The sequence below is a fragment of the Afipia sp. DC4300-2b1 genome (assembly GCF_049895725.1).
GTDB classification, from domain to species: domain Bacteria; phylum Pseudomonadota; class Alphaproteobacteria; order Rhizobiales; family Xanthobacteraceae; genus Afipia; species Afipia broomeae.
In genome coordinates, this window is sequence record NZ_JAFCSX010000001.1 from 533288 (window position 1) to 558233 (window position 24946).

A 24946-nucleotide genomic window follows, 5' to 3' on the forward strand; every position below is an offset into this window, starting at 1 on the left:
ATCTTAGATCTGCGGAAGTGATCAGCGACTTTCGACAGGTCGTCGACGGCCTCGAAAGCGCCTTCGCCGAAAGCTATACTGGGAGCAATGGGAGTAAATCGCAAAGCACGTGCAAAACGGCCTGACGTGGCGGTCGGTGAGCGGGAGAGCTATTCTTCCCATCGCTCGTGGACGATGGCGCAGATCAGATCGAAGGATACCACGCCCGAACTCAACGTGAGGCGCGCCGCGCACGGACTAGGGCTCCGGTTTCGGCTTCATGGCGCCGATCTTCCCGGCAAGCCAGATCTCGTTTTCCGTCGCTGGCGCACCGCGTTATTCGTGAACGGCTGCTTTTGGCATTCGCACCGCTGCAAAAGAGCGCGACTTCCAAAAACCAACGTCGATTACTGGACGAAGAAGCTTCAGCGGAACGCGCTCCGGGATAAGGAGACTATCAGGCTCCTGAAAAAGTCCGGATGGCGATGCGCGGTCATCTGGGAGTGCCAGGCGAAGGATCCCGCAAAATTGGACAGGATCCTTCGCCGCCTGTTTGTTTCGGCGCCCCGTAGCTAGTCGCCGTTGGCCTGGAAGGCCGGTGCCGGCCCCCTCTCCTCGACCATTTCCAACGCGCGCAGAGGCCGTCGCTCGAGGTCGAAGGTGTCGATCGGAAGCGTGCGAACGCCGGGGGCCGCGACGCCCAGGCGGCTCAGGAGCGCTTGATCGGCGCGCCACAGCGGATGGATCACCACCAGCCTCCGGACCACACGCTGCTGTCCATCGGTCTCGACCAGGCACGGCAGACGCATGGCCCCAGTCCTCTCGGCCCGCCAGAACTTCGGGCGCATCGAAGCCACCGCCTCGGCCAACGCCTGCGCCTTTCCGAGCCACCCCTTCAGTTCCGGATAGGAATCGAAGTCGCCGTCGAGGCCGCACTGGAATGTGGGGTTCGTCATCGACCGCAGGTACGCGAGGCCGAGACGCCAATCCAGAAGCGGATGATAGCGACGGTTCTGATATTGCTGGATGCACATGTAGCAGGACGTCGAGCACTGCGCCTCATGTTCAGCGTCCATGAAGTCCGCGAGCGGCCATTTATCGCGCACCGTCAGGATCTCTTCGATCAATCGGGCGATGTCCGGACGTCCGTCTGCTGCCGTTTGGCAAAGCCGACGGCAGAGTCCTGAGCCGTTGATCAACGTGTCGGCGATCTGAAGCATCGGCCGGCCATGCCGAAGTCGCGGCTCGAGGGCCTCGAATTCGTCGGGCGCGACGTCCAATTTGAGTGCCGCCTTCTGCACCAGCAGGTGCGTGGCGCTGATCGCCGCCGCCCGGGCCGCGATGTGGGTGCGATCGCCGGCTTTCGCGACGAGATCGATATTGAGCCGCTGGTTGAAAAGTTTGGCCTCCACGAAAACGGCTTCGGTCGCCTTGCGCGCGAAGAGGCCGAACTGTCCGATGCCGTCGTCGGTCCTCTGAAATCGCCGGTTTTTGTCCTTGATGGAGACGCTGGTGTCGATCGCCTGCAGCGGAAGCTGGACGCCGCGCGGGAACGTGGCGACCTCCTGATCGGTCATGATCTCGACCTCGAAGAGCTGCTGCTCGCCGAGCTCGTTCGGGCGGCCGTCGTTCAGCTGCATGATGGTCGTGCCCGCTCCCGCGTGGATCCGGATGCTGCCGACGTCCTGCGGCTTGCCCTCCCGCGCGACCGTCGCCACAGTCCGGGTCGACATCACGCCGACCTCGTCGATGTCTCCGTCTTCGGGACGGAAATCCGTCCTGAAGGCGGACGGCGAGACGTAGTGACGAAACTCCCCGGGAAGTATGTCGCCCCGGCAATCGTCGCACTGAACTCCGATGCCGGGACGCTCGCGCTCATGCTTGGCGGCACCGCAAGCGACGCACCAGCCGACGAAGCCGTCTTCGCTGATCCAGTTCGTCATGGGGGGTTGAACATTGATGAACCGCCCTCGCCGCTCTGGATCCAATAAACTACCCGTGAAACCGATCGACTTGTGCTTCTCCTTGTCCTTCACAAGGAGGCTGCCAGGCGCGAACTCGAAGATCGCCATTTCGAGGTCGCGATCCATGGAAAGCCACGACAGCTCCTCGTTGGAGCCGGTGCCCTTCGTCAGCATCCCGAGATAGAGATTGCGCACGCGCGTGGGCATTCCGTACATGGGCAGGAGGCCCTGTTCGGCGAGAAACTGCGCCAGTCCGGCGTTGTCGCGGGGAGCCGCGTCCCTCCTCTTCATCATTTCGTCGAGCAGCGTCTCCGGCGTCGACGTCGCAAGCAGGCGCGCCCGCTGCGCCGGATCCAGGATGGCGGAATTCACGAAGCCGTCGCGGATGTGCTGCGTCTGGCGCAAGGCGGCGAGCAGTCGATCGGGCCAAGGTGATCCGGCGATGTAGAACGGTCCCGTCGGCACGTATTCTCCGTGCACATCCGGAGGCACTAGGTCGTCGCCGGGGAATGTGTCTCCGCGGCTGATGCAATCGTCGCGGACGACCGCGAACGCTGCCCGCAGCCAGACCTTTCTGAGGAGCCTGTGAGGTATCGGGTCATGGTCGACGGCGAGGAACGGCGGCGGCGGGGCATCGCCGGTGATCGACTCCGGATGACGGAAATAGAAGGCGTCATGGCTGCGGCCGCGGCAGAAGGTCGTCACGAACGAGAACGCTTGACCGCGGCGCCCAGCCCGGCCGACGCGCTGCTGATAGTTAAACCTTTGGGGCGGCATGTTGGCTTGGTAGACCGTCTGCAACGAGCCGATGTCGATGCCCACCTCCATGGTGGTCGTCACCGACAACATGTCGATCTCTTCCGCAAGACGGCCTACTTCGTTCGATTGTCCGACGAAGATGTCCTTGAACCGGCGCAGGCGATCCGAGAAGTCCTCTGTCTGTCCGCTCAACTCCTCGCATTTCAACCGGAAGCGCTTGATGCCCTGGTCGTGTCCGCGGACGATGCGCCTGCCGAGGAAATTCGAATTCCAGAGAGCGTCGACGGTTCCGGTCGGATTGTCCGGCAAGCGCGTGTAGCATCGGGTGCAGATCTGTTCGCCGCGATGCAAGTGGACACGCTCGCAGGACTCGCATCTCCAGTATGGATCTCCCGGCTGGGCGATGCGCAAATGCAGTTTCCCGACCTCGATCACGCCGCCGAGATGGCCGATCGCGGCGAGATCGTCGAGGATCTTCTGCAAGCCATTGTCCACGGTCGCGCCGAACACTCCATCTGCGAACCGCCGCACCCTGTTCTTCTTTGGCACGGCCTGCGGCTTGTCCCAAGTCATGAAATTGTGTCTGTCGAAGAACTTGCCCTCGCGGACGCGGGACGCGCTCGCGAACACGCGCAGCCAGGCGTCGAGCTTCCGCGTCTCCTCGGACGCATCGGGCGAGAGTGACGGGTAGGCCAGGCCCGTCTCCTCCAGCGCGAAGAATGTGTTGGCGAAGATCACGTCCTCCACCAGTTCGTACTGGTTGGTCATGATCTCCCTCTCCAGCGCCAGCCGCTGATCGGCCGCAAGCTGGGGGGAGAACTGGCTCACGCCCGCCGAGCGGACGAAGGCGTCCCACCACGGCTTGTTGTCGAACTTCTTTCTGCCGACTTCGTCGAAGGGGTGAATCCCGAGGCCGACGAACTCAGCGGTGATGCGCGACAGCGTGCGGTCCCTGCTCCCATACTGCAGGAGGTAGTCAAGGCGGATCTTCTTGGAGTCGAGGTTGATGTCCTTCAACTCGTCGTCCAATTTCGCCCACTCGGCCATGCGCGCCATCATGGCCTTCATGTCGCCCTTCAACTCTTCGTATACCCGCTCCCTCTCCTTCTGGCTGACGTACTTGTCCTGGGCCTCCGCGAGGCACTCGCGCGCGGCCGTGACCAGGATTTCGCGGCGCAGGTCACGTAGATGCAGCCGCTCGATTTCCAGCGATTGGTTCGCCGCATCCTGCCGGCTGTCCGAGAACACGATGCTTTTCGGCTCCGCGCGGATGGCGTGCAGCAGTTCGAAAAGCTCCGTTGCCACCATCTGTGACGCCTTTCCGACGCCCGTCCGGAAGGCCCTGATGGGAGAATTGGCGCGGCCCGATCGCGGCCGGAACGAGTAGTCCGTTCCGCACTTGGGACAGCAGAACGGTTGAGCCATCCGCAAGCGGACTTCCTGCCCTTTGGCGTTCTGAATCGCATCGTCCGTCTGGAAGTAGACGTGGCCGCCGATATGGCCCGCCGGCACGTCGTCTCGCTCGGTGACGGCGCCGGAGGTCGGATCGAGCGCCGCGGTGGTCCAATGATCGTAACCACGCTCCGATTCTCGCGGCGTCTCCGTCTTCGGCCAGAAGACGGCGAACTGCGCCCACGTCATCTTGTCGTAGTATTCCGAACCCGCCTTCTCGGGAATCGACTCGAGGTCGGCCGCCGACGGAAGCATCTCCACGACTTTGGTGTTGCCAGCGGACGATCCGCGTTGGCCGCCAAGCAAAAGTTCGCCGCAGGCTTCGCAATATAGGAGCTCGAAGAGCCTGCGGCCGCGCGCGGAATCGTCGGACGGCTTGCCGTGCGACACGCCGCGTTCGATCGTCAGGTCGCCGACCCTGATGCCTGCGTTTCCCTGATCCACCGAGCCGAATAGCCCTTCGATGTTCCGGATGAACCCATGAAAGCGGAATGACGGAAGGCCGACCGGAGTTTCCGCCTTATGCCCGATGCTCTCCGGAAGCGCGCGAGCCAGCATCAAGCCGCGCAGCGCCTTGGTCGCGCCCTTGTCTCCGAAGAGCGTGTCGGCAAGCCGATCGATGGACGTGGCTCTCACGTTGTCGCCGTCGATGCAGGCGCTCGTCAGTATCTCGGCCGAGCGGCGCGACAGATTCCGCACGAATTCCGCGTCGCCAGAGTTCAGGCCGAGGGCCGCGGCGATCTTCGCGAGGGCGGCCTCAACCTGCTGGGTCCGTGGAACATCCCTGATCAGGCCTTCGTTCTTCGCGTCAGATGCCGTGACCAGGGCCTCGAACGGGTCGCGCGGCAGCTTGACGAGCGGGACCAGGTCGAGATGCGGCTTGCCGGGCACGACACAGTCCCGCCAGAACGTCGGGTCCTGGGTGCCCGGATCGCCCGGCCCCTGGCTAGTGCCGTACGGGGCGAACAAATCACGCAGATATCTGAGGCTGTGGTCCTCGTTCTCTCCGTCCAGCGGGAGCGATGCGCTCGACGCGAGAATCCGGAGCTTGTGGATCTTTGCCGGATCGTCGAGACCCAAGCGCTGAAGAAGCGATTTGATCAGGAACGACACTTCCGTGCCGGCCGAACCGCGCACAAGATGCAATTCGTCGATGATGAGGAAAAGGTAGGAGTCCGGATCGCTCGCCAGCCAATCCCGTGTCGCCTCGAAGATCTTGTCTTCGACTTCGCGCGACAGCATCGTGCCCAGCATCGACGCATTGGTGACCAGGATGTCAGGCGGCGCCCGGTGCATGTCCCAACGGCTCACCATCTCGCCGCCATCGATCGAGCGGAAGATGAACCTGGTCGGATCGGGCGCCTTCTTGCCCGCCGCCGCAGCCTTTCGGCGCGCTTCGGCGTCGTGCTGCCGCGCCGCGTCCTGATCGCTTTCGAACCGGCGCATCTCCTCCCGAAGCTCGGCGCCTCGGCGCGCTCTCCGCGCTTTCTCGCCTTTGTCCTGCGATTTCCGCGGATGCTTTTCGTACCCCGTGACCGGCGTCGAACTGGTGTACTGTCCGAAGAAGATCCGGTTCCCGGCGAAGCGCTCGTCCATCACGGCGCGGGCCTCGTCGGAGTCCAGCGTCCGGCGCAGACGGACCATCTGGTCGTCGACCAGAGCGTTCATCGGATAAAGGACGATCGCGCGCAGCGCCTTGGCCCGTTGCTGGCTCTCATGGCGTCGCATGTGGACGAAAGGGTCGCCGCCCGCCCACCACTTCTCTTGAAGAAATCCCGCGTTCGGTGCCGGCCACTTCACGGCTTCGTTCGCGATGGCGGCCAAGACTGGCAGCATGAAGCTCTCGGTCTTTCCCGAGCCCGTGCCAGACGTGACGACGCCCGGCTTCCCCGGGTTCGAGCCGCGAAAGAGCATCTCGACCTGGTGGATGTACGGATTGAAGATCGACTTGCGCTTGACCGGTCCAGCGGCAGGCTCGCCGTCGAATAGGCCAGATAAGGCCAACTCGACGAACGCGTCGCGTCCCGCCTGCGACAGATGGCTCAACCGTCCGTCGGATATCACCTTCTCCAACGGGTCCTTGTATTGCTGATAGCGTGGAACAGGCTCGACGAAGGGCGCGGTGGCGAGCGCGCCGTCGGACTCGAGAAGGTTCCGGCGCTGATCGGCGGTCTGAACGCTTGAGATGCGAAACGCCGTCTCGACGTAGGAGATGAAGAAATCCTTGATGCGTTCGAAGCCGCCGATCGGGTCAAGCACGCGACGGTCCTCCGTTGTCGATCAGCTTCAGGGCCGGCTTCGCGTTCCCGGATTCCGCTTCCAGAATCTCCTTCAGGAACGGGGTTGCCTCGCCCTTGAGGATCGCTTTCGCCACCGGAGCGAACTGCGCCAGCCAACGGGCGTCGGAGATCGACAGCCGCAAGGGCGGAACGCCGATCGCGCTCAAGGCCGCTGGAGGATCGAACGGAAGGCTCGAGACGTCCACGACGCGCGGAAAGGCCTCGTCGACGACCGAGGCCAGAGCTTGGGCGCCGGCGTTTAGCTCGATCCAGCCTTCGGCGCGGAACGCGGACGGATCCTTCGAGGCTTCCTCCTCGCCATCGCCGGCTCGCGTGACGCAGAGAAGAAGCTCCTTCGGAACCGACCGTCGTCGGGCCGCCCGGCGCAACGTTTCGATCCAGAATCCGGATGGAGCGAGTTCGGCTCGGCGGATCGCGCAAAGCCGAATGGCGCCTGTCTTCTGCACGTCCGAAAGCGCGAGGCCAGCCTGCGTCGACGCGCCGGCGCCTGGACGGCGCCATAGATCGTCGTAGCTGATGACGGTGGGGTCGCAGTCGAACGACGTCATGGCGCCGCCGGCCAGCATCGACGACAGGATATCGAGCACGTCGTCGGCCTCGGGACCGTCGACGACCGGAACGCCGCCACCCAGCATCAGCGCCGCCAGTCTGGCCACACCGCGTCTGCCCGCGTCGGTGAGCAGCTGCGAGGCCGTGAGCCAGTCGGCGATCTCGCCTAGCGGCAGCGGCCGAGCGCTCGGCGAGACGATCGCGAGCGGAAACGATGGCCCGTCGTCGGCGGCCTTCGATCTTTCGCCCGAACTCCGCAGCAACTCCTCCATCCGCAGCAGGCGGTCTAGGTCCGCCTTGCGGTCGGCTACTTCCGAGGTCAGCCTGCCCACGTCGTTGGACAGCGCTTCGATCTCCTCGCCCTTCAGGCGGTGGCTTTCGTGCAGCGCGTCGCGCGTCTTCTCCAATTCCGCAACGGCCCGGTCCAGGCCCGCCTTCCTTACCTCGAGCGTCGAGAGCGCCGAGTTTGTCTGGCTGTCGATCTTCTGCTGCAGCTCCTGCAGACTCGAGGCTTCGAGATCCGACAACTCGGCCTCGAGCTTACTCGTCCGGTCCCGCCTGAGGCCAGCGAGTTCGGCCTCGAGAGACTCGCTCAACTGGGCGGTGAGCTCAGCCCTTTTCGCCTCGACGGTCTCCGCCGTAAGCCGCGCGATCTCCTGCTCGATGCGCGCCGCAATATTTGGGTCGCGCCTCAGCGCGTTCATGAATTCCGCGATAAGCGCGGGCCTCGACGCCAGAAGATCGCCCAGACGGCGCGACCTGAGGATTTCCTGGGCGACCTTCGGGTCGGGCTCGCCGCTGCCGGAAAGCTGGCCGGCGAGCCTGTCCGCGTGCGCCAGCAGCGTCGCAGCGACCGCAGCCGTGGCCTTTTGGTCCGCGTCTTCCACAGCGAGAGCGCCCCGCACGATCTGCTCGACATACTGGGCGTCGCCGATCCAGTTCGCGACGCCGGTTTCGGCGGATTGATGGTTCTTCTCCATCAACGAAACCGAACCGCCCGGGGTCGGAATCGTGAGAACCTTCGTGGGATCGAAATCGTAGACGGGCAGCCGTCGCATATCCGCCGAGGTGGCGCGGCATCTGCCGTCCTCCGATCGGACCATCGTGACCATGATCATCTTCTCGGCGCCGATCCGGAAGATCTTCTCGCCCGTGTAGCCGTCCTGCAGACCGGACTCGACCAGAAGCCTGCGCGCCGCCTCAGGACCGGCGAGGCCCGAAAGGTCTTCGAACGGCAGCAGCTTCCGCGCGGTCTGGGAGACCCAGCGCTGGCGGCGCGGCGGCCCGTCCAGCACCGGCCTCGCGATCGCCCAGTCGTCCTGCTTCAGGGTCGCGCGCGCGCCGCGCAGTTCGATCTCTCCATCGGGCGGGAACTCGTTTTGGGACGTATGCGTAAGATCGCGCATTGAGCCGTCGACCGACTGCGCGCGCGCTTTCATGAAGACGGTATCGCGCACCCGCGTGCACTGGCCGACCACGAAGCTATTGCTGGCGCTCATGCCCCACTCCACTCAGTCGAATTGAAAGGCGCCCGTCCCGAAACGAAGCGTCCGTCCGTAAACACCAGTCGTTCGGCGAAGCCGCTGCGCCTGGCGGAGGCAACGACGTCCCAGGAAGCGCGAACCGCAACGCCGGCGTCGACTGCGCCCCGCAGCAGGGCCGCGATCCCCGTCGCCTGACTCTGGTCGGCGCAGTATCCGTAGCCTCCGGACGGCATCGGCCCCGCGTTGTTCAAATTCACGTACCGGAGCCATTGCGAAATCCGGTCCGGCAGGAACCCGTCTCGCCCAAGCCGGACGAGCCGCGCCGCGTCGAAGCGGTACATCGCCCTTCCGGCCAACATGTGCGCGTGCACAATCGCGCAGCAGCGGGAAAGGAAAAGCCGCTCCTGCGTTCGTCCGGAGACCACGTAGACGTCGTGATCGCATTCACCCAGATGGACCCAACGCGCAAGCCGCACGGGCGAACGGGATCCGCCTGAAGTGAAGCGACCCAGGTCCCAGGACCATTCGTATTCCTGCCGGTAGGCGTCGAGCCGGCGATGCGGCGCGTCGTCGAAGGCCGCCGGGCGGCGGCCCGGCACCGTCGCCCGCTTCGCCGGCCAGTCCAGCCGCTCTTTCAGATTGTCGACGGGCACGCCTACGGCGCCGATCAACGGAACGCTCCACGGAGACGTCATTCGTCTGAACGGCCGCCCGCCTAGCGCCTTCACCGCCTGCTTGAAGTCGCGCAGCAGCAACGCGGGCAAGCATCCGTCGACCAAGACGAAATCTTCGTCGCGCGACCTCAGCGGCACCAGTGCGACGGGGTCGAGGGTCCACGATCGGCCGCGGAACCGCGCCCGCAGAAACGGGGTCAGCACGCTGGCGTCCTGAAGGCTTCGCAGAAAATCCCAAGGATTGATCTCCGCCGGAAGAACTCTCTCCAGCAATGGAATGAGATCGGCCTCGCTCCACCCTCCGCGGCCGCCCGCATAGATCGCCTCGAGAAGGTCGTCCAATGGTTCCGGGACCTCGTCCCAGCCTTGGGGAGGCTCGGCGACGCGCGACCGCAGCTCGACCGTGTCGTTCCACTCAGGCATGTCGACGATGTTGGACATCCGCCGCGCGTCGTGAACGAACGCGTCGGCGACGAACTGGAGCCGCGTCGCAGTCATCGCCGAACCCCTGAGTTCGTAGGCGCCGTTGAGCGGGCGTCGGGTCTTGATCGCGTAGAGATTTGGTTCGATCTCCTTGCACGCCAGCGGGGGCGCGTCCGGCTCGCCTTCGGCGCCGATCGTCGGTGCTCCAAGGTCTGTCTCGATCGTCGGCAGCACCGTGCGCCGTCCAAGCCAATGATGACCGATCCGTACGCCCCCCGCCACGGTCACGCCCGAGATGATCGCCGGCATCTCGCCCTTCGCAAGCAGCCGGTGCAGCGCGTCCTCCGCCTTGGCGATCGACACGGGTTCGACCGTTAGGCCCCAGTCGCCGCTGGCGGCTAGCCGGCCGAGCTTCGAACCGATCGCCGCGGTCAGGCGGCGGCAGAGCCCGACTTTAACCTCGCCGCGACAATCGGAAAATCTGGGCACCGCGGACCAGCGTGCCATCCCCACGCGCTTGAAGACGACGTAGCCGGCTGCCGTGACCTTCGCCAGATTCGACGCGCCGAGTTTGCCGGCGGTCTCCACCGCCGACTGGAGCGTCGAGTGGACGCTCTTGCCGTCGGACTTTCCGGCGACGTCGATCTTGAACTGAAGCAGCCCGTCTTCGTCGGGATAGATCTCCAGCGAAACGTCCGCCGGCAGATCGAGATTTCGAGCCGCGGCCACCGACAACACGAACTTCCAGAACCGGTGGTCCGCGAGCGTGCGCTGTCCGCCGAGATAGGCCTGGTGGAATTCGTCGAAGGCGTCATGCAATCCCGGCGACGCGCTTGATCGGTCGACCAGGTTGCGGAGCGTGCCGAGCATCGCGCGCTCGTCGGACGTGATCCCAGGATGCTGGTCGAAGAAGTTGCCGAGGAACGTGTGGTCTCGGCGGGACGGAAACGACAAGCGCAAGGAATAGCCGATCTGAACCCAGGCATCCTCGGTCGGAAGAACGAGCTTTCGGAACGGCCTGCCGGCTTTCGCTTGGCGGGCGAGCCAATCGCGCAGGAACCTCCACATGGACGCAACGCCGGACAGCTTCGAAAAGCCGCGGTCGCCACCCAGGAATGCGGCGAGCTTCGGCCTGAACTGCTCGGAGCCGTCCGCATCGTCGCCGTCGATGTGACTATCGACGAAGATCGTCAGCGCGAGATAAGCGAAGCAGCCAGGGCACTCGGCAGCAAGCTTCCGGTTGAAGGCTCCGTTCTCCAACGCCGCATACAGCGCGAATCTGTTCGCCAGCAGCGCCGTCTTGAACGCGGCAACCGCGTGGGTGCCGGCCGCAGGATCCGCGCCGACCGCGAGCGCCAACGTCTCGGGGCTGATGTCGAAGGACCTGATCGGACCGACGTCCTCGCCGACCGCCGTCAGGAAGCGCCGCGTTAGCGCCTCTTCCCAGTCGGACAGGCCGGTGGGCAGGTCGGCGCGCATCTTAAACCCGAATCTCAAATTGGCCGCGACGGCTCCGTCCCGGCGAAGCGCGTAAGCCGCGCTTCGTTTTGCGCGCGTTCGCCGGGCTCGATTTCTTGACGGAGCGCAACAGTGGATTCAGAAGCTTTTTGCGTAGGAAGGCGACGACGGGCACGGCTACGCCATCGCCGATCACCCTGAACGCGAATTCGTAGACTCCCGGGAGCTGGTAGCTCGCCTTCAATCCCATGAGCGAGGCTGCTTCCGCGGGCGCGAGAAGTCGCGTGCGCACGTCCGCACCCTTCACCACGATGATGCGCGGGCGCGAGCCGCCGCCTTTGGGCGTCCGCAGGCAGCCCGCCAGTCCGCGAAAACACACCTCCGTCCTCTGCACGGTCTTGCGGTTCGACGGCCGCATTCGCAGAGAAAGCGTGCCCACGATCCGCTTGCCAGACTTCTTGGCCTCGGAAAGCTTCTGCTTGTGTATCTCGGACATCATGCCGATCAGACGCTTGGTCTCCGCGGGCGTGTGCCACTCGACGCCGACCGGTTTGTCTTTCACGATCTTGTTCAGCGTCTTCTTCGGTTCCGGCGCGGCACCGAGATTGAACCACATCCACTGACCGCGGCACTGCGGCGACAATTTCTCGACGGCCTTCACTAGCGGATCCGGATGCCAGGTCGGATGGGGCTCCTCGCGAACGAGTTCGGCCGCGATCTTGGCCGCCTTCGAGACGGCGACGATGAAGACCCTTTGCCGGGACTGGGGAACGAAATGCCGCGCGTCGACCATGACAGCGCCGGCGCGCATCCCCAGCCGGTCGAGCGCCGCGATGACCGCCTTGAATTCCTCGCCGCCGTTGATGGTCAGAAGGCCGACGACGTTTTCGAGGACCACGATCCGCGGCAAGCGGCCGTTGGCCTTCAGGCTCTTCATGAGATCGATGAACGCCCAAAAGGTCCCCGATCGCGTGCGATTGGCTCCGCTGGCCTGGCCGATGCCGAGTCCGTTTCCCGCCATGGACAGATCCTGGCAAGGGAACGACGCCCAGGCCAAGTCGGCGCGACGCCCGAGATCTCCGGCCTCCACTTTGTGGATGTCGTCCTTGATGATTTCCTCTTCGCCCCAATTGTCGGCGTAGACTTGGACCTTCAGCGGATCGAAATCGTTGGCGAAATGGCACTTCCACCGGCTTCCCAAGCCGGCGCGTACCATTCCTCCGCCCGCGAAAAATTCGAGATAGCTCGGCACTTCAGACGGCCCTCCCGCTGACGGCGGCCATCATCATTCCGAACGCAGCAAGACGCCAGAAGAGCCCATGCGACTTCGGTCCGACGATCGCTTCAGACATCTCCATACCCCTACCCCAGCTTCCAATCGGCTTCCGCTCTCCGAACTTCGCCGCTGGATCTTGGGAAGCGGTGATGGCCTCCCCGCAGTCAGCCGGATGCGGATGACACCAGTCGGCTTTGTTCTAAGGCGAGACGCCGATTCGCGTTGATCGATCCCCTCGCTCCCGGCGGTCTCCAATCTAACCGAGTCGCGCCTACGGAAGCGGCAAAATCGTCGCACGGGTTGAATCCTGCCGCAAGCGCAATCAGATCGACTTTAGTCGGTCGGAACGCGCAACCATTCCCATTGGTAGTTGACAGGGCGGCGCCCTTCGACTTCTCCGCCCAATGTCGTTCGTCGGCGGCGCAATAGACTTTCACCCAGCCTTGAGCCATTCCCGGAGTGCGCGGGTCTCGGCCTCTGGCAGGTTCCTTAGCGGATCGCTTCCGAGCCGGTCGAGCGCTTCGGCGAGGACACTGCCGGTGCTGGTCTTGTTCTTGGCCATCATCTCGATGGCCCAAAGAATGCCGCGAACCTCGACGTTGACGGCGGCCGCAATGGTGCTCAGGTCGGCGTCGCCGGTCATCAGGATTCCCTTGTGGACCTCAGCGAGGCGCCAGGCAAAACAGTCGCTGAGGCTCAGCTGCCGGCGATGCTGCAGGAAATAGTCGCGGGCACATCGGGTCTGCGCCCCATCCAGCTCTCCCGCGACGAAGCCGAGCCGAAGCAGTCGCGCCGCCGTGTATGGGCCGAGATCGGCAACGTCGCGGGCGAGAATGACGTCGGGAATGACGAATTCGAACGGCAGCTTGAGGACGGGCTCGACAAGCCGGACCTTGGCGAGGTCCATCACAACAGATGAATCACTGACAACGATCTTCGGACGGCTCATCGCCATTCATCTTTCTTGCGATGGCCGCAACGGGCTGACGAAGCAAATCGGCTGCTTTCGAATTCGATATAACCCCTTCGGCTAGCGCGCGGTAGCAGAGCCGCTGAAAGCGCTGCGGGCATTCGGCGCTTGTCGTCGGAGGGAGCGGTTCCGGCTCGTTCCTGCGCCAGTGGCGGGCCGTCGTCTGGAACAACGACGTAAGTTGCTCCGGCGAAATAATCCCTAGGTCCCTGAAACGAACCAACAGAGCCGTGGCCGCGACCCGATAGACATGCTTCGTAGCGAGAAGCTCTGCTACGCCGAATCCCTGCCGATGCGCTCCGATGACCGCGCGCAGATGATCGGCCGGCATCAGAAAGGCGCTCGCAAAGCGATGGGCCGCCTTCTCCTCGTCGATTCCCTCGACCTTCATGAGCCGATGACCGAGTTCATGGAGCAACGTGAAGCGGATGCGTTCCAGATTGAAGGTCCGATTGACGACGATCACCGGCACCGCCGGCGCGTTCCCTCGCTCCACCAGGCACGTGAGGCCGGAAACCGAGTCGGGCAATTCGAGCAGCATCACCTTAATGCCATGCTCCTCGAGCAACTCGACCACATCGAGTATGGGCGCGTTGCCCAGATTCCACTTCGACCGCGCGTCCTGCGCAAGCTTTTCCACCTGATCGAAGCTGCTCACCGTGCGCGGGTTGAACGGTTTCTTCCACTCCGCGCTGTCCAGGCCGAGTATTTCTTCGATCAGAAGGTAGCGCTCGACGTGCTCCAGCACCGTCGCCTCGACCGACGCGCGATCCTTGGCGCTGGTCCCGGATTTCTTACGGAATTCGAGTTGACCGAGGCGCACGTCCAGCGGCGCCGCGAGGAACTCCATGGGCACGTCGAGCGCGCGCGAGAGCTCGATCAGGACCCCGGAGGTCGGCTCCATCTCGTCGCGTTCATACTTGGCGATGGCGTTGTGGGAGATGCGGCCGCCAAGGCGATCCGACAGGTCGCGCAGCGACAACCCCGCCTTTCGTCTTGCGATGCGAAGCCTCTCTCCGATCACCTTGACCTCCGTTGGTTTACAGAATATATAATTGATACGTTTTTGTAAACAAGGCGCTTACGAAGTCAAGCCTTTGTTTCTCAAACGAAAACGGCGGCCCGGTTGCACCCGGACCGCCGACAAGCCAGCCGTAATGCTCTGCCGGCTGGGCAGCTGTGAGGTGTGCCCCCACGTTCGCGACTCGGAGGATGGCACATTTTCGCCTCGCTGTGAATCCGGAGCGGATCGAAGCGAAGGAGCTTTGCCATGCCGGCGGAGACCAATGAAGAAGTTGTCGTCGTCGAACGTGACCTTGTCGTCGTCGAAAACGACGTTGTGGTCCTCGAGATCGTCGAGATCGAGGAATACGTGCGCGAGGGACGCCCTGTGCCGAAGGCGCGCACGTATCGGTATCGCGTGAACAAGCAGAAGTTCGACACCGACAAGGAGGAAATCACCGGCGCCGAGATCCTCGAGCGCGCCGGCCTCATCCCGGTGAAGGACTATCGCCTGCGCAAGAAGCGCCGGCACGGGCCGCCCGAAGAGGTGAAGCCCAACGACGTCGTGCACCTCCGCGACCATGGCGTCGAGCGCTTCGTTGCCCAGCACAAGCACGTCCAGGACGGCCGCGGCGGGCGCTTCGAGTTCGCCGTCGGCGAAGAAGATCGGGACTTTCTCGATGGCCTCTGCCTGAAGTGGGAGGCATTGAAGGTGCCGATGCCGAACGGCGCGGGGTCCCGCCTCTGGATCGTCATCTATCAGATGCCGATCCCGGCGGGCTTCAACGTCGCGGTGGCGGATGTCGCCATCGACATCGCGCCGGGCTACCCCAGCGCGCAGCTCGACATGGCGTACTTCAATCCGCCCCTCGCGCTGCCCACCGGGCGCCCGATCGCCTGCATCCAGGCTGTCGAGAAGATCGACGGCAACGACTGGCAACGCTGGTCGCGCCACCGCATCGGCTCGTCCGTCTGGAAGCCCGGCGTCGACAACCTGGAGAGTCATTTCGCCTACGTGCAGGACTGGCTCGTCCGGGAGCTCGGCCAATGAAAGCGATCACGCTGACGCTCACCGGCTCTCAGCGGGATCTTCTCAAGGGGCACCTCTTTCCCGGCGACGGGAAAGAGGCCGCCGCCCTGATCCTGTGCGGGCGCCATGACGGAGCCTCGCGCTACCGCCTGCTCGCACGCGAGATGCACCCGATTCCCTATACTACCTGCGTCCGGCGCGAGGACCACATCAGTTGGCCCGTCGAGTGGATGGACGACCTGGCCGACCGCGCTGCCGCCAGAGGGTTCGGCATCGTCAAGGTGCATTCCCACCCGGCAGGCTACGACCGCTTCTCCCGCGCCGACGATGTGAGCGACCGCAATCTGTTCCCCGGCATCCATGCCTTGGTCGAGGTGCCGGTGCATGCCAGCGTGGTGATGCTGCCCGACGGCGCCCTCTTCGGCCGCAGCGTCGGGCCGGAAGGCGAGTTCACGCCCATCGAGCGCATCACGGTCGTCGGCGACGACATCGAGATCTACCATGCCGACCCGCCGCGTCGGGACGGCGACAGCGTCGGGAGGGCAACGGCGGCCTTCGGCCGCCAGATGACGGCCGAGATGTCGCGCCTCACGGCAGCGATCGCTGGCGCCTCCGGCACCGGCAGCGTCATCAACGAAGAATTCGGGAGGCTAGGTCTGGGGAAGATCATCACGGTCGACCCACAGAACGTCGAACGCAAGAATCTCAACCGGGTCGCCAACGCCACGGCCAAGGACGCCGCGGACGAGACGCCCAAGGTCGCGGTCTGCAGCAGGGCCGTGTTGGCGATGGAGCTGGGAACCGAGACGGTCCCCATCCCCGAGAACCTGGTTTCTCGACGGGCGGTGATGGCGATCGCCGAGGCGGACATCCTGGTTGGCGGCGTCGACTCGGCGGAGGGGCGCGATGTCATGAACCGGATCTGTTCGGCCTACATGATTCCCTTCATCGACATGGGTGTGCGCATCCGAGCACTGGAGGACGGCATGATCGACTCCATTGAATGCGTCGTTCACTACCTCAAGCCCGGCGGCTCGAGCCTGCTCTCGCGCGAGGCCTATACCGTCGAGCAGGTCACGGCCGACGCGCTGCGGCGCCAGAATCCGACGCTCTATGCCGAACGCGTCCGCGAGAAGTATATCAGCGGCGCCGACGAGGAAATGCCGGCCGTCATCAGCGTGAACATGACGGTCGCGGCGATGGCTGCGAACGAGTTTCTTGCCCGCTTGTATCGGACGCGCAATCAGCCGAACCGCGCCTACGCGACCACGCGCATCAACCTCTCGGAGAACGAGATCGAGGTGTCTCCGGAGGGCGCCCCCTGCCCCGTCATGGGCAAGCTTCTGGGTTCGGGCGACGCCTCTCCGCTTCTCGGATTGCCTGAGCTCAGCGTATGACCGTATGGCAAACGATCTGGGGATTCTGGCTTTGGCTGCTCACGCGGCTGGGCCTTCGCAGGCAGACATTCCGAACCCTGCATGTCACCGACATTCCGGAAGCGCTTCAGGCCGAGAAGGTCTACGTCGCCGGCGAAGACGGCTATGCTTGGTCGGCCGCCATGCTATGCCCCGGCGGCTGCGGCGAGGTGCTGGAGATGAACCTGCTTCCGGACGCGCGTCCCTGCTGGAAGATCGCCGAGACAGGGGACGATCTAGCGACCCTTCACCCGTCCGTGTGGTTGAAGACAGGCTGTGGGTGCCATTTCATCCTGCGAAACGGTAAGGTTCGATGGGTTTAGTTCGCAACGGCGCGCGTCGTAAAAACCCGCCCAACTGCCGGCGACACCTGGAATAGCGCCGTTGAAGGGCATGTCAGATGGCGTTTACCGGCGCCACCGACCACAGATTGAACATGTTCGTCCCGAATATCGGATGACCGCCCCATCCGAGGTCATCATGAGCGACTATTTCTGGCGCCAACTGCGGCCGGTCTCCTGAAGAAGACGGCCAGAGGCTGGCTGCGCCTCGACGTCGATGTCAGAGAGCTCATTATCGAACTGGCCCGCGCGCAGAGCTTCAAATGCGCCTTTTGTGACGAGACTCAAGGTCTCGTCATCGAGCACGACCATCATCCAGAGCGCGGCAGTGGCGACAAACTCACTATCTACAACATCCGTGGACTCGTCTGCTCGGGATGCAATTGGCATCTAGGCATGTACGGAGCGGATGAGCGGGGCGACTACCGTGGCTTCGACGATGCCTATATCCGCATCTCTGAGAGCGATTTCGAGCCCTATGCTTACGCCTACGATTGCCGAGTGCTGGCGTTGATCGAGAAGGAGCTCGAACGAGAGCTCGGCCCGCGAATCTACTGGCGTCGGGTGCTAGCCTTGCAGAAGTTCGACGACTGGCAAGAACGGAGTCGCTGGCGTCATCCTCCGCTTTCGTATTTCTCCGAAATCAAGGAAAGGCGCCGTTCGATCATCCGGACGCCGGAGCAATTCTGGGAGGGATTCCTCGCGAGCGCTCGTTTCGTCGTCGAAGAAAAGCGGCGAAACCCTGACTTCGAAATTCCAGAGCAATTTCTGGCGGTATGGTTCAAGCTCAAGCCGATCCTGGACGAAGTCTGGCCGCAGATCGAGGAACGTTACCGCACGATCCAAGCGGAAAGGCAGTTGTCGGCACGCCCGACAGCATAGACGCTGGATCGCTGTCGATCGGGTTGCAAGTCGAACGAGTTCCGCTCTACGGTGGGCGTCTTTCAACCCAAAGTAGTTAGTAGAGCGTTCCCTGAAGCATTTTCCGATCGGCCCCGTCGGCGTGGCCGTCGTCTTCGCGGCCACGACTTTCCTCACCGACTGCACCCAGGTCCCCTCACTGGACGAGACGACAGGTTCGACGAATGGCCCGACGAGACGTTGGACCTGCGCCGATGTCGATCTCGCCGCCCTGCCCCAGTCGTCTCAAAACGCCCCACGCTTCCATCGGACTTCGGTTCGATGCCGTTTCTCTTCCTCGGCTTCGGTGTCGCAATCCGCATCGGCTCGCCCCGAACTGCAGCGACTGCGCGACGTAGCGAAGATCGCGATTGGCGGCGAGCTCTCGCGCCAGGACAATAAGCGTTGGAAACCCCATGTGACCATCCAGAACGAGGTCCCTGTGGAGACGGCCCCGCGGTTCCACCGAATCCTTGAGAATGGTTTCATTGAGCGCCGCCAGCGCGGCGACGGGATTAGCTGATTTGGGAGTATCTCGGCGGGCTGTGGAAGCTAGTCGAGAGCCTGGGTTCGGTCTTCCTAGATAACCAGCTGAAGTATCACCATTAACCTAGCAGGAATCACTAAACTAGTGTAATCATACAACATCAAGCTAGTGTTAATTAACGGCGTCAAACTAGTGTATATGAATAGCAGAAAACTAGCGTAATCAAACAGCGGCAAGCTAGTGTAACCGAACGCGAGGTTCCCATGGCCACCCTCAACGAAAAACTTGCCGACGCCCTCGGCAAATTGCGTGAACTGGGAAGCAACGGAACACGGCGCATATTCAAGTCCGACGAATTCACCCGTACCGAGCGAGAACGGCTAGTCGGGGCCGGCTTCGTCCAGGAAGTGATCCGAGGATGGGTGATGGTCACCCGCCCGGAAGACGGACCAGGAAGCACGGCCGCCTGGTACACGTCCTTTTGGCAGTTCTGCAGGGTCTATCTCGACGATCGGTTCGGAGCGGATTGGATGCTATCCGCCGAGAACTCGATTTCGCTGCTTGCGGGCAATCTTAACATCCCCAAACAAATTATCGTCTGCTCGCCGCGGGCGAACAATCAGCCTCTGTCTCTTCCGCACGACAACTCCATGTACATGCTGCGGATCCCCAAACTGACGCCGACTCCCATCGAGACGGCAGACATGCGGACGTTTCCGGCGGCGGAAGCGCTCTGCTCCGCCGCGCCAGCCTTCTGGCAGAACAACAGGAACGACGTCATAGCCCTTCTGGGGTCGCTACGCGCCACGCAGACGGTTCTTCGAGTGCTCCTCGAGGGCGGCCACACGCTCGCAGCCGGTCGGATCGCTGGAGCATACCGTCTGCTCGGAAACGCCCGCGTTGCGGACGAAATCGTGTCGACGATGAACCGCGCCGGTCACAAGGTACGCGAGCACGAAGATCCGTTCAAAGCGCCGGTGCCGATGCAACTCAGCGGGCCACGCCCCGTGTCACCCATCGTCACGCGGGTGCGATTGATGTGGGCCGAAATGCGGGAGCACGTCCTCGAGGCCTTCGACATAGAGCCTCGCCCCGTCAACGACAAGGAAGCTTACCTCGCTTCGATGGACGACCGGTACACGTCGGATGCGTATCACTCCCTGTCGATCGAAGGATATTCGGTCAGCGAAGCCCTCATCGAGAAGGTCCGCAGCGGTACGTGGAACCCGGACGGAGACGAAAGCGATCGCGAGACGAAGAACACGATGGCCGCGAAAGGCTATTGGGACGCCTTCCAGGAAGTAAGAAAATCAGTCGGCCGAATTTTGGACGGCGAAGACGCCGCGGATGTCGTCGAGCAGGAACACCTGAATTGGTACCGAGCCCTCTTCCAGCCATCGCTCGCAGCAGGCATCGTGAAGCCCGAGAATCTAGCGGGATACCGTCAGCACTTTGTCGGCATCAGTGGCTCGGTGCACGTGCCGGCAAGCTGGGAGGCGATCCCGGATGCGATGGACGCATTCTTCGAATGCCTCCGCGGCGAAAAAGACTCGAGGGTGCGCGCGATCCTCGGCCACTTCATTTTTACGTTCATCCATCCGTTGCCGGACGGAAACGGTCGAACCGGAAGGTTCATGATGAACGCCATGCTCGCTTCCGCAGGCATCCCCTGGACGATCATTCCGGTGGACAGGCGCGATGAATATATGAAGGTGCTGGACGACGCGAGCGTTCGCGGCAACATCAAACCGTTCGCCGCATTCGTGGCGGATTGCGCGAAACGCGAACCACCGCCGCCGCGCCGAAGGAAGCCGGGCGAAGTTCAGCCCGAGATCGACCTCGATGCGGCTCCCGGCCCGAAGCGGTAGCCGCAGCGGATCGTGCGCGCTCGTCCTAGCGGCGCGCACCCCTAGCGGCATCGGGAACGATGCCGAGCCCCGCCAAGGACGAATACTCCTCGGCAAATTCCGTCAGCCGCTTGGCTTCGCCTGCCGCCCAAATGTCGTTAGCGGCGAACATCGCCGACAACACGGCCTGACAGGCATGCTGGATCGTGAACTCGTCGCCTTCGCGACCAGACGGGACAGCGTCGAGGCACTTGAACACGTCGCCGTTCTCCTCCAGGCGCGACAAGTATCTTGCCAGCGAGTGAAGCGTAGGATGTGCATCGCGCGAGTATTCGGCGTAGAATAAGTAAGCGCTCTTGAATTGCCCCAGTTTGGCTAGGTCCTTCGGCGTCGGCCCGCTCGTCCCTTTCTTTCCTCGAACTTGCGCATAGCTTCGCGGAGAGCCTCGTTCACCTCGGCACCCTGCTCGCCGCGCAATTGCATCGCGAACTGGCCGATCTGATGGCGCGTGAAAAGCTCGGCGTCTCCCATCCGACGCAGAGCTTCGTCGCGCTCGTCAGATTCGGCGAGCGCCGCGAGCCAGAACGCGTTTTCGAAGCAATTGCGAACGATCGTTCGCGCCTCGACGATCAGACCTTCCTTCAACAGAATCGGGATGGTCTTGAAATGCGTGAGCGACCTGCAGAACAAGGTCGCAGCAATGATGCTGGGGTCCGCCGTGCCTTTGTCTGTCACCACCAGCCTCGGGTTCGCGGCCAGCAGCAAAGCGTAGCCGCTCTTCCTGAGTTTTTCGGCGAAGCGCGCCCAATCATCGCTCAACAATTCAACCGTCATCGCAATTACTCCTTGTTCGAAAGCGCTCAGTTTCGCTGGTGAGCAAGGCTATTGCGTGACCTTTAGAGTCTTCGTTCCGCCGTCGCGGCCGCTTGGTCTGCTGTCTTCAGGGCCGTTGCCGCGGCAGCATATGAACAGGATCCATCGCATTTTGACCCGCCTCACGCGTATTATTTTTTACTCCGCTTTGTTAAGCAGACCCCCTCCCGCCTACGATCATCTTCGCAGCAACACGCTAGCGCCCGACACTTGAAAAATCTCATTTTCATTCACGACGGCATCAGTCAACATGAATGGACTCGCCATTGCAGATCGTGACTTCCATGAGCGGTACAAAGGCAAAAGTCATCTGTAGTCTTGTCGTAATTCTTGTCGGGTCGCGGCGCTTGCCGACTGAAGCTGCCGCTCGAGCACGATCTAGATCTGGCGAAAACCGTAAAATAGCAGAGGAGCTTCGATCGAACCTCCGAATGGAGGATGCGAACGCCGCACGTGATCCCTGCTACCTGGCCGTAGCGCACGATGGAAGTTTGCGTTAGCTTGTGAAGGCTTTTCTGTAATGCGTACCCGAATCCGATCGCCTCGGGGGCAAAGGGCGATCATCCGACCGCTTGATCCTTCCCATCCTCAAAGTTGGGACAATCCCGGCAATGAGGAAATTTGGCTTGAGCTGGCGCGTGCCGTCGGACGGCAGCTTGCGCGGGATGAAAAAGACGGTTTGGGGCAGCCGATAGAGGAACGGGATGGCGACGCCGTTACCAAAAAAGAGGGCCGTGATATACGCCCGCTACTCGAGCGACATGCAAAAAGCGACGTCGATTGACGGTCAGCTATTACTCTGCCGGAAGGTCGCCGCACGAAACGACCTAGATGTCGTTGGTGAATTTGTTGACGCGGCAAAGTCTGGCCTCACCGAAGATGCGCGCGACGGCTATCAGCTATTGCTCAATGGTGTGCGAAAGCATGACTTTGATGTGATCATCGTCGAACATTTCGACCGCCTGTCGCGCGATCCCGCCACCATCCAGCGCCTCAAGCAGGTGCTTGAGTTCAACCGCGTTGAGCTGATGGATCAGAAAGGCGTTTATGCGACCGCAACTGACATCAGCATAGCAAGCCTCTACAATACGATCTACAAGCCGCAGCTCGCCGACAAGGTTCGGCGCGGGCATGATAACGCTGTCGCCAACGGAAGAGTTCCCGGCTCCTACGCCTATGGTTATCGGCCGAAGCCGGGCGCGCCTGGCGAGCGGATGATCGATGAGAGCGAAGCGAAAATCGTGCGCCGTATCTTCATCGAGTATACGTCGGGCCGTTCAACTCGAGATATCGCCGCCGATCTCACCCGCGAAGGCGTGCTCTCCCCTGGGGCCACGCGTCACAAGAACAAGGCTGGTCGTACCACCTGGAATCATCAGTGCATCACTGGCGGTCGCCATGGTCGCGGCATTATCGGCAACGAGCTGTATATCGGCGAGATACATTGGAATGTTCGCTCAACAATTCTCAATCCAGAAACGCAGAAGAAGCAGAAGCACCGCAATCCGGAAGAACGCCACATCATCGTCAAAAACGCCGAGCTGCGGATTATTCCGCAAGCGCTTTGGGATAGAGCGCAGAAGGTTCGCAGTGAACGCGCTATCCATATGTTCGGGCCGACCGGCAAGCCGCGGCGCCGGCCCGTGGTCCCGCGCAACAATGAGCACCCGCTTGCGGGAGTTCTTCGGTGCGGCGTCTGCAACGGCCGTATGCGAATCGCTCAATCCTCCCGGAATGGCGGCCCGCGTGCCGCATGCGCCAACGCGCATCAGCGAGGCACCTGCGAGCATACCCGCAGCTTTGATATGGACGTTCTACTGAACGATGTTGCCGAAAAAATGGAAGTAAGATTGCTTTCGCCGAAAGCCATTGAAGAGGCGATGCGTGCTTGGAAGGCGGAGCGGAAGAGCGATCAGCGAAAGAACAGCGAACGCTCTAACCTAGAGCGTCGACGCCGTGTGCTGAATACCGAGATCGAACGCTTGTCATATGCGATCGCAAACAGCCATCGCAAACCGGATGAGTTGGTCAAGCGGATAGATGAATGCGACGTGGAACGGGAAACTGTCGAGGAGCGCTTGCGGTTGTTGGGCAGTGGCGGCGAAAACGTGATCCCGTTCGATCACCCGAAGTTCGGTGACCGATACCGTTCGGAGGCTAAGAGACTGGTCACCGCGCTCAAGATAAATCCTAAGGCGATCGAAACCCGCATCGCTTTCCGTAACTTGGTCGACTGCATTATAGTGCATCCGGTGCGCAAGCGGATGCCTTACGAATACACACCGTACCTGAATGCCGCTGCCCTTTTCAGCATGAAGATTTTCTCAGAAGACCGCCACAAAACAGGAACGATCAGTACTGCCTACTACGACAACGTCCAGTCAGGGAAATCGGTGTCTTCGTAATAGACACGCACCTGCATCACGTGCTTGCCGTCGCGGATCGATCCGTCGAGATGAATGGTCATGTTGCAGCTTTTGCGCAAAATGCCCGCCTGCGCAAGCGGCGCGCGGCGCTATGAGATGGCCGCAGGCGCGCCCAGCGTCGCGACGCTGTAGCGCCTGACCTTCAGCCGGGCCGGTTCAACCCCGAACCCATAGGCTGTGGTCGAAGCGCCGAGACCGGCGATAAAACGGAGAAAATGTCGGCGTGAGATCATGAACGGTTCATCGTGATGCACCCCGTCCATGTTCATGAATTGGAGCGGAATTACGGCTCCCCGTCGCTCTCATCTCCATTGAATAGTCCGAACTGCGATGGATCGCGCGACGGCTCGGCGAGGCCGAGATGCCGGAAGGCGTGCGATGTCAGCAGCCGGCCGCGCGGCGTGCGTTGCAGATAGCCGCACTGAATCAGGAACGGCTCGATGATGTCCTCGATGGCGTCGCGCGGCTCCGACAGTGCGGCCGCCAGCGTTTCGACGCCCACCGGCCCGCCGCCGTAATGCATCGCGATGGTTGTGAGGTAACGGCGATCCATCGCATCGAGCCCGGCCTTGTCGACTTCAAGCGCGCCGAGCGCGTTGTCCGCAATCTTGCGGTCGATCGCGCTCGCATCCGCAGCCGAGGCGAAGTCGCGCACCCGGCGCAGCAACCGTCCCGCAATGCGCGGTGTGCCGCGGGCGCGCCGCGCGATCTCGTTGGCGCCGTCCGCCGTCATGCCGATGCCCAGCACGCGCGCACCACGGACGACGATCTTCTCCAGTTCTTCCTCGGTGTAGAAATTCAGCCGGATCGGAATGCCGAAGCGATCGCGCAGCGGATTGGTGAGCAGCCCCGCCCGCGTGGTCGCGCCGACCAGCGTGAACTTCGCCAGATCGATTTTCACCGAGCGCGCCGCGGGTCCTTCGCCGATGATGAGGTCGAGCTGGAAATCCTCCATCGCCGGATAGAGCACTTCCTCCACCTGCGGACTGAGCCGGTGGATCTCGTCGATGAACAGGACGTCGCGTTCTTCGAGATTGGTCAGCAGCGCGGCGAGATCGCCGGCCTTGGCGATCACCGGACCTGACGTCGCGCGGAAACCGACGCCGAGTTCGCGCGCCACAATTTGCGCCAGCGTGGTCTTGCCGAGACCCGGCGGGCCGACAAACAGCACGTGATCGAGCGCCTCGTTGCGCTTGCGCGCCGCGTCGATGAACACCTGAAGATTGGCGCGCGCCTGCTGCTGTCCGACGAACTCGGACAGGTTTTGCGGACGCAGTGAAGTGTCGCCGATGTCGTCGGCGCGGCGCTCGGGAGTGACGATGCGGGGCGAAGTCATG

The 24946-nt window shown here is 62.7% G+C and carries 18 protein-coding genes and 1 pseudogene; 9 read left to right on the top strand and 10 right to left on the bottom strand.

Annotated elements, in window-relative coordinates; genetic code table 11:
• The first annotated feature begins 87 nt into the window (after positions 1–87).
• Positions 88–555 carry a very short patch repair endonuclease gene (locus tag ACP7AL_RS02685; protein WP_425988577.1) on the top strand — a complete coding sequence of 156 codons (468 nt, stop codon included), beginning with the start codon at positions 88–90 and terminating at the stop codon, positions 553–555.
• Here ACP7AL_RS02685 and ACP7AL_RS02690 read toward each other — a convergent pair.
• The 6 genes from ACP7AL_RS02690 to ACP7AL_RS02715 form a co-directional block, all read right to left on the bottom strand.
• Positions 552–6413 (bottom strand): DEAD/DEAH box helicase, encoded by a 5862-nt coding sequence (locus tag ACP7AL_RS02690; RefSeq protein WP_425988579.1) that lies wholly within the window; start codon positions 6411–6413, stop codon positions 552–554. The genes ACP7AL_RS02685 and ACP7AL_RS02690 overlap by 4 nt on opposite strands.
• Entirely contained in the window at positions 6406–8502 is a 2097-nt protein-coding gene (locus ACP7AL_RS02695; protein ID WP_425988581.1) for a hypothetical protein, read from the bottom strand. Before ACP7AL_RS02695 ends, ACP7AL_RS02690 begins: the two co-directional genes overlap by 8 nt.
• Positions 8499–11063, bottom strand: coding sequence for a hypothetical protein (locus ACP7AL_RS02700; protein WP_425988583.1), 2565 nt, complete (start codon positions 11061–11063; stop codon positions 8499–8501). Before ACP7AL_RS02700 ends, ACP7AL_RS02695 begins: the two co-directional genes overlap by 4 nt.
• Before the next feature lies 1 nt (position 11064).
• Positions 11065–12294, bottom strand: a complete 1230-nt coding sequence (locus tag ACP7AL_RS02705) for a DNA cytosine methyltransferase (RefSeq protein WP_425988585.1) — start codon at positions 12292–12294, stop codon at positions 11065–11067.
• 457 nt (positions 12295–12751) lie between these two features.
• The gene (locus ACP7AL_RS02710) at positions 12752–13273 is read right to left on the bottom strand and encodes a hypothetical protein (protein WP_425988587.1); all 522 of its coding nucleotides are present in this window, start codon (positions 13271–13273) and stop codon (positions 12752–12754) included.
• Positions 13239–14312: a helix-turn-helix domain-containing protein gene (locus tag ACP7AL_RS02715; protein ID WP_425988589.1), complete on the bottom strand. Its 1074-nt coding sequence runs from the start codon at positions 14310–14312 to the stop codon at positions 13239–13241. The genes ACP7AL_RS02710 and ACP7AL_RS02715 overlap by 35 nt, the downstream gene beginning before the upstream one ends.
• Positions 14313–14558: 246 nt before the next feature.
• Here ACP7AL_RS02715 and ACP7AL_RS02720 point away from each other — a divergent pair, with 246 nt between their 5' ends.
• The 7 genes and pseudogenes from ACP7AL_RS02720 to ACP7AL_RS02750 all read left to right on the top strand — a co-directional run bounded on the left by ACP7AL_RS02720 (position 14559) and on the right by ACP7AL_RS02750 (position 20331).
• Entirely contained in the window at positions 14559–15341 is a 783-nt protein-coding gene (locus ACP7AL_RS02720) for a multiubiquitin domain-containing protein (protein WP_425988591.1), read from the top strand.
• Positions 15338–16717 carry a ThiF family adenylyltransferase gene (locus ACP7AL_RS02725; protein WP_425988594.1) on the top strand — a complete coding sequence of 460 codons (1380 nt, stop codon included), beginning with the start codon at positions 15338–15340 and terminating at the stop codon, positions 16715–16717. Before ACP7AL_RS02720 ends, ACP7AL_RS02725 begins: the two co-directional genes overlap by 4 nt.
• Positions 16714–17058, top strand: coding sequence for a DUF6527 family protein (locus ACP7AL_RS02730; RefSeq protein ID WP_425988597.1), 345 nt, complete (start codon positions 16714–16716; stop codon positions 17056–17058). Before ACP7AL_RS02725 ends, ACP7AL_RS02730 begins: the two co-directional genes overlap by 4 nt.
• 258 nt (positions 17059–17316) lie before the next feature.
• Positions 17317–17418 (top strand): annotated as a pseudogene (locus tag ACP7AL_RS02735) (hypothetical protein); the annotation flags it as partial.
• Between the two features lie 54 nt (positions 17419–17472).
• Positions 17473–17958, top strand: coding sequence for a hypothetical protein (locus ACP7AL_RS02740; RefSeq protein WP_425988599.1), 486 nt, complete (start codon positions 17473–17475; stop codon positions 17956–17958).
• Positions 17959–18079: 121 nt separating this feature from the next.
• Complete coding sequence (locus ACP7AL_RS02745) at positions 18080–18499, top strand: hypothetical protein (RefSeq protein WP_425988602.1); 420 nt, start codon at positions 18080–18082, stop codon at positions 18497–18499.
• Between the two features lie 227 nt (positions 18500–18726).
• Positions 18727–20331 (top strand): Fic family protein, encoded by a 1605-nt coding sequence (locus tag ACP7AL_RS02750; RefSeq protein ID WP_425988605.1) that lies wholly within the window; start codon positions 18727–18729, stop codon positions 20329–20331.
• A 25-nt stretch (positions 20332–20356) separates the two neighbouring features.
• Here ACP7AL_RS02750 and ACP7AL_RS02755 read toward each other — a convergent pair whose 3' ends face one another.
• Together ACP7AL_RS02755 and ACP7AL_RS02760 are read right to left on the bottom strand one after the other, a co-directional pair.
• Positions 20357–20596, bottom strand: a complete 240-nt coding sequence (locus ACP7AL_RS02755; RefSeq protein ID WP_425988607.1) for a hypothetical protein — start codon at positions 20594–20596, stop codon at positions 20357–20359.
• Positions 20597–20685: 89 nt separating this feature from the next.
• On the bottom strand, positions 20686–21075 hold the full coding sequence (locus ACP7AL_RS02760) for a DUF5677 domain-containing protein (RefSeq protein WP_425988610.1): 390 nt from the start codon (positions 21073–21075) through the stop codon (positions 20686–20688).
• A gap of 812 nt (positions 21076–21887) precedes the next feature.
• Here ACP7AL_RS02760 and ACP7AL_RS02765 point away from each other — a divergent pair.
• A complete protein-coding gene (locus ACP7AL_RS02765) occupies positions 21888–23588 on the top strand; it encodes a recombinase family protein (protein ID WP_425988613.1) in 1701 nt (566 codons plus the stop codon).
• A gap of 110 nt (positions 23589–23698) precedes the next feature.
• Here ACP7AL_RS02765 and ACP7AL_RS02770 read toward each other — a convergent pair whose 3' ends face one another.
• Positions 23699–23842 (bottom strand): hypothetical protein, encoded by a 144-nt coding sequence (locus ACP7AL_RS02770; protein WP_425988615.1) that lies wholly within the window; start codon positions 23840–23842, stop codon positions 23699–23701.
• 50 nt (positions 23843–23892) lie between these two features.
• Positions 23893–24945, bottom strand: coding sequence for a Holliday junction branch migration DNA helicase RuvB (ruvB, locus tag ACP7AL_RS02775; RefSeq protein ID WP_425988618.1), 1053 nt, complete (start codon positions 24943–24945; stop codon positions 23893–23895).
• Between the last annotated feature and the right edge of the window lies 1 nt (position 24946).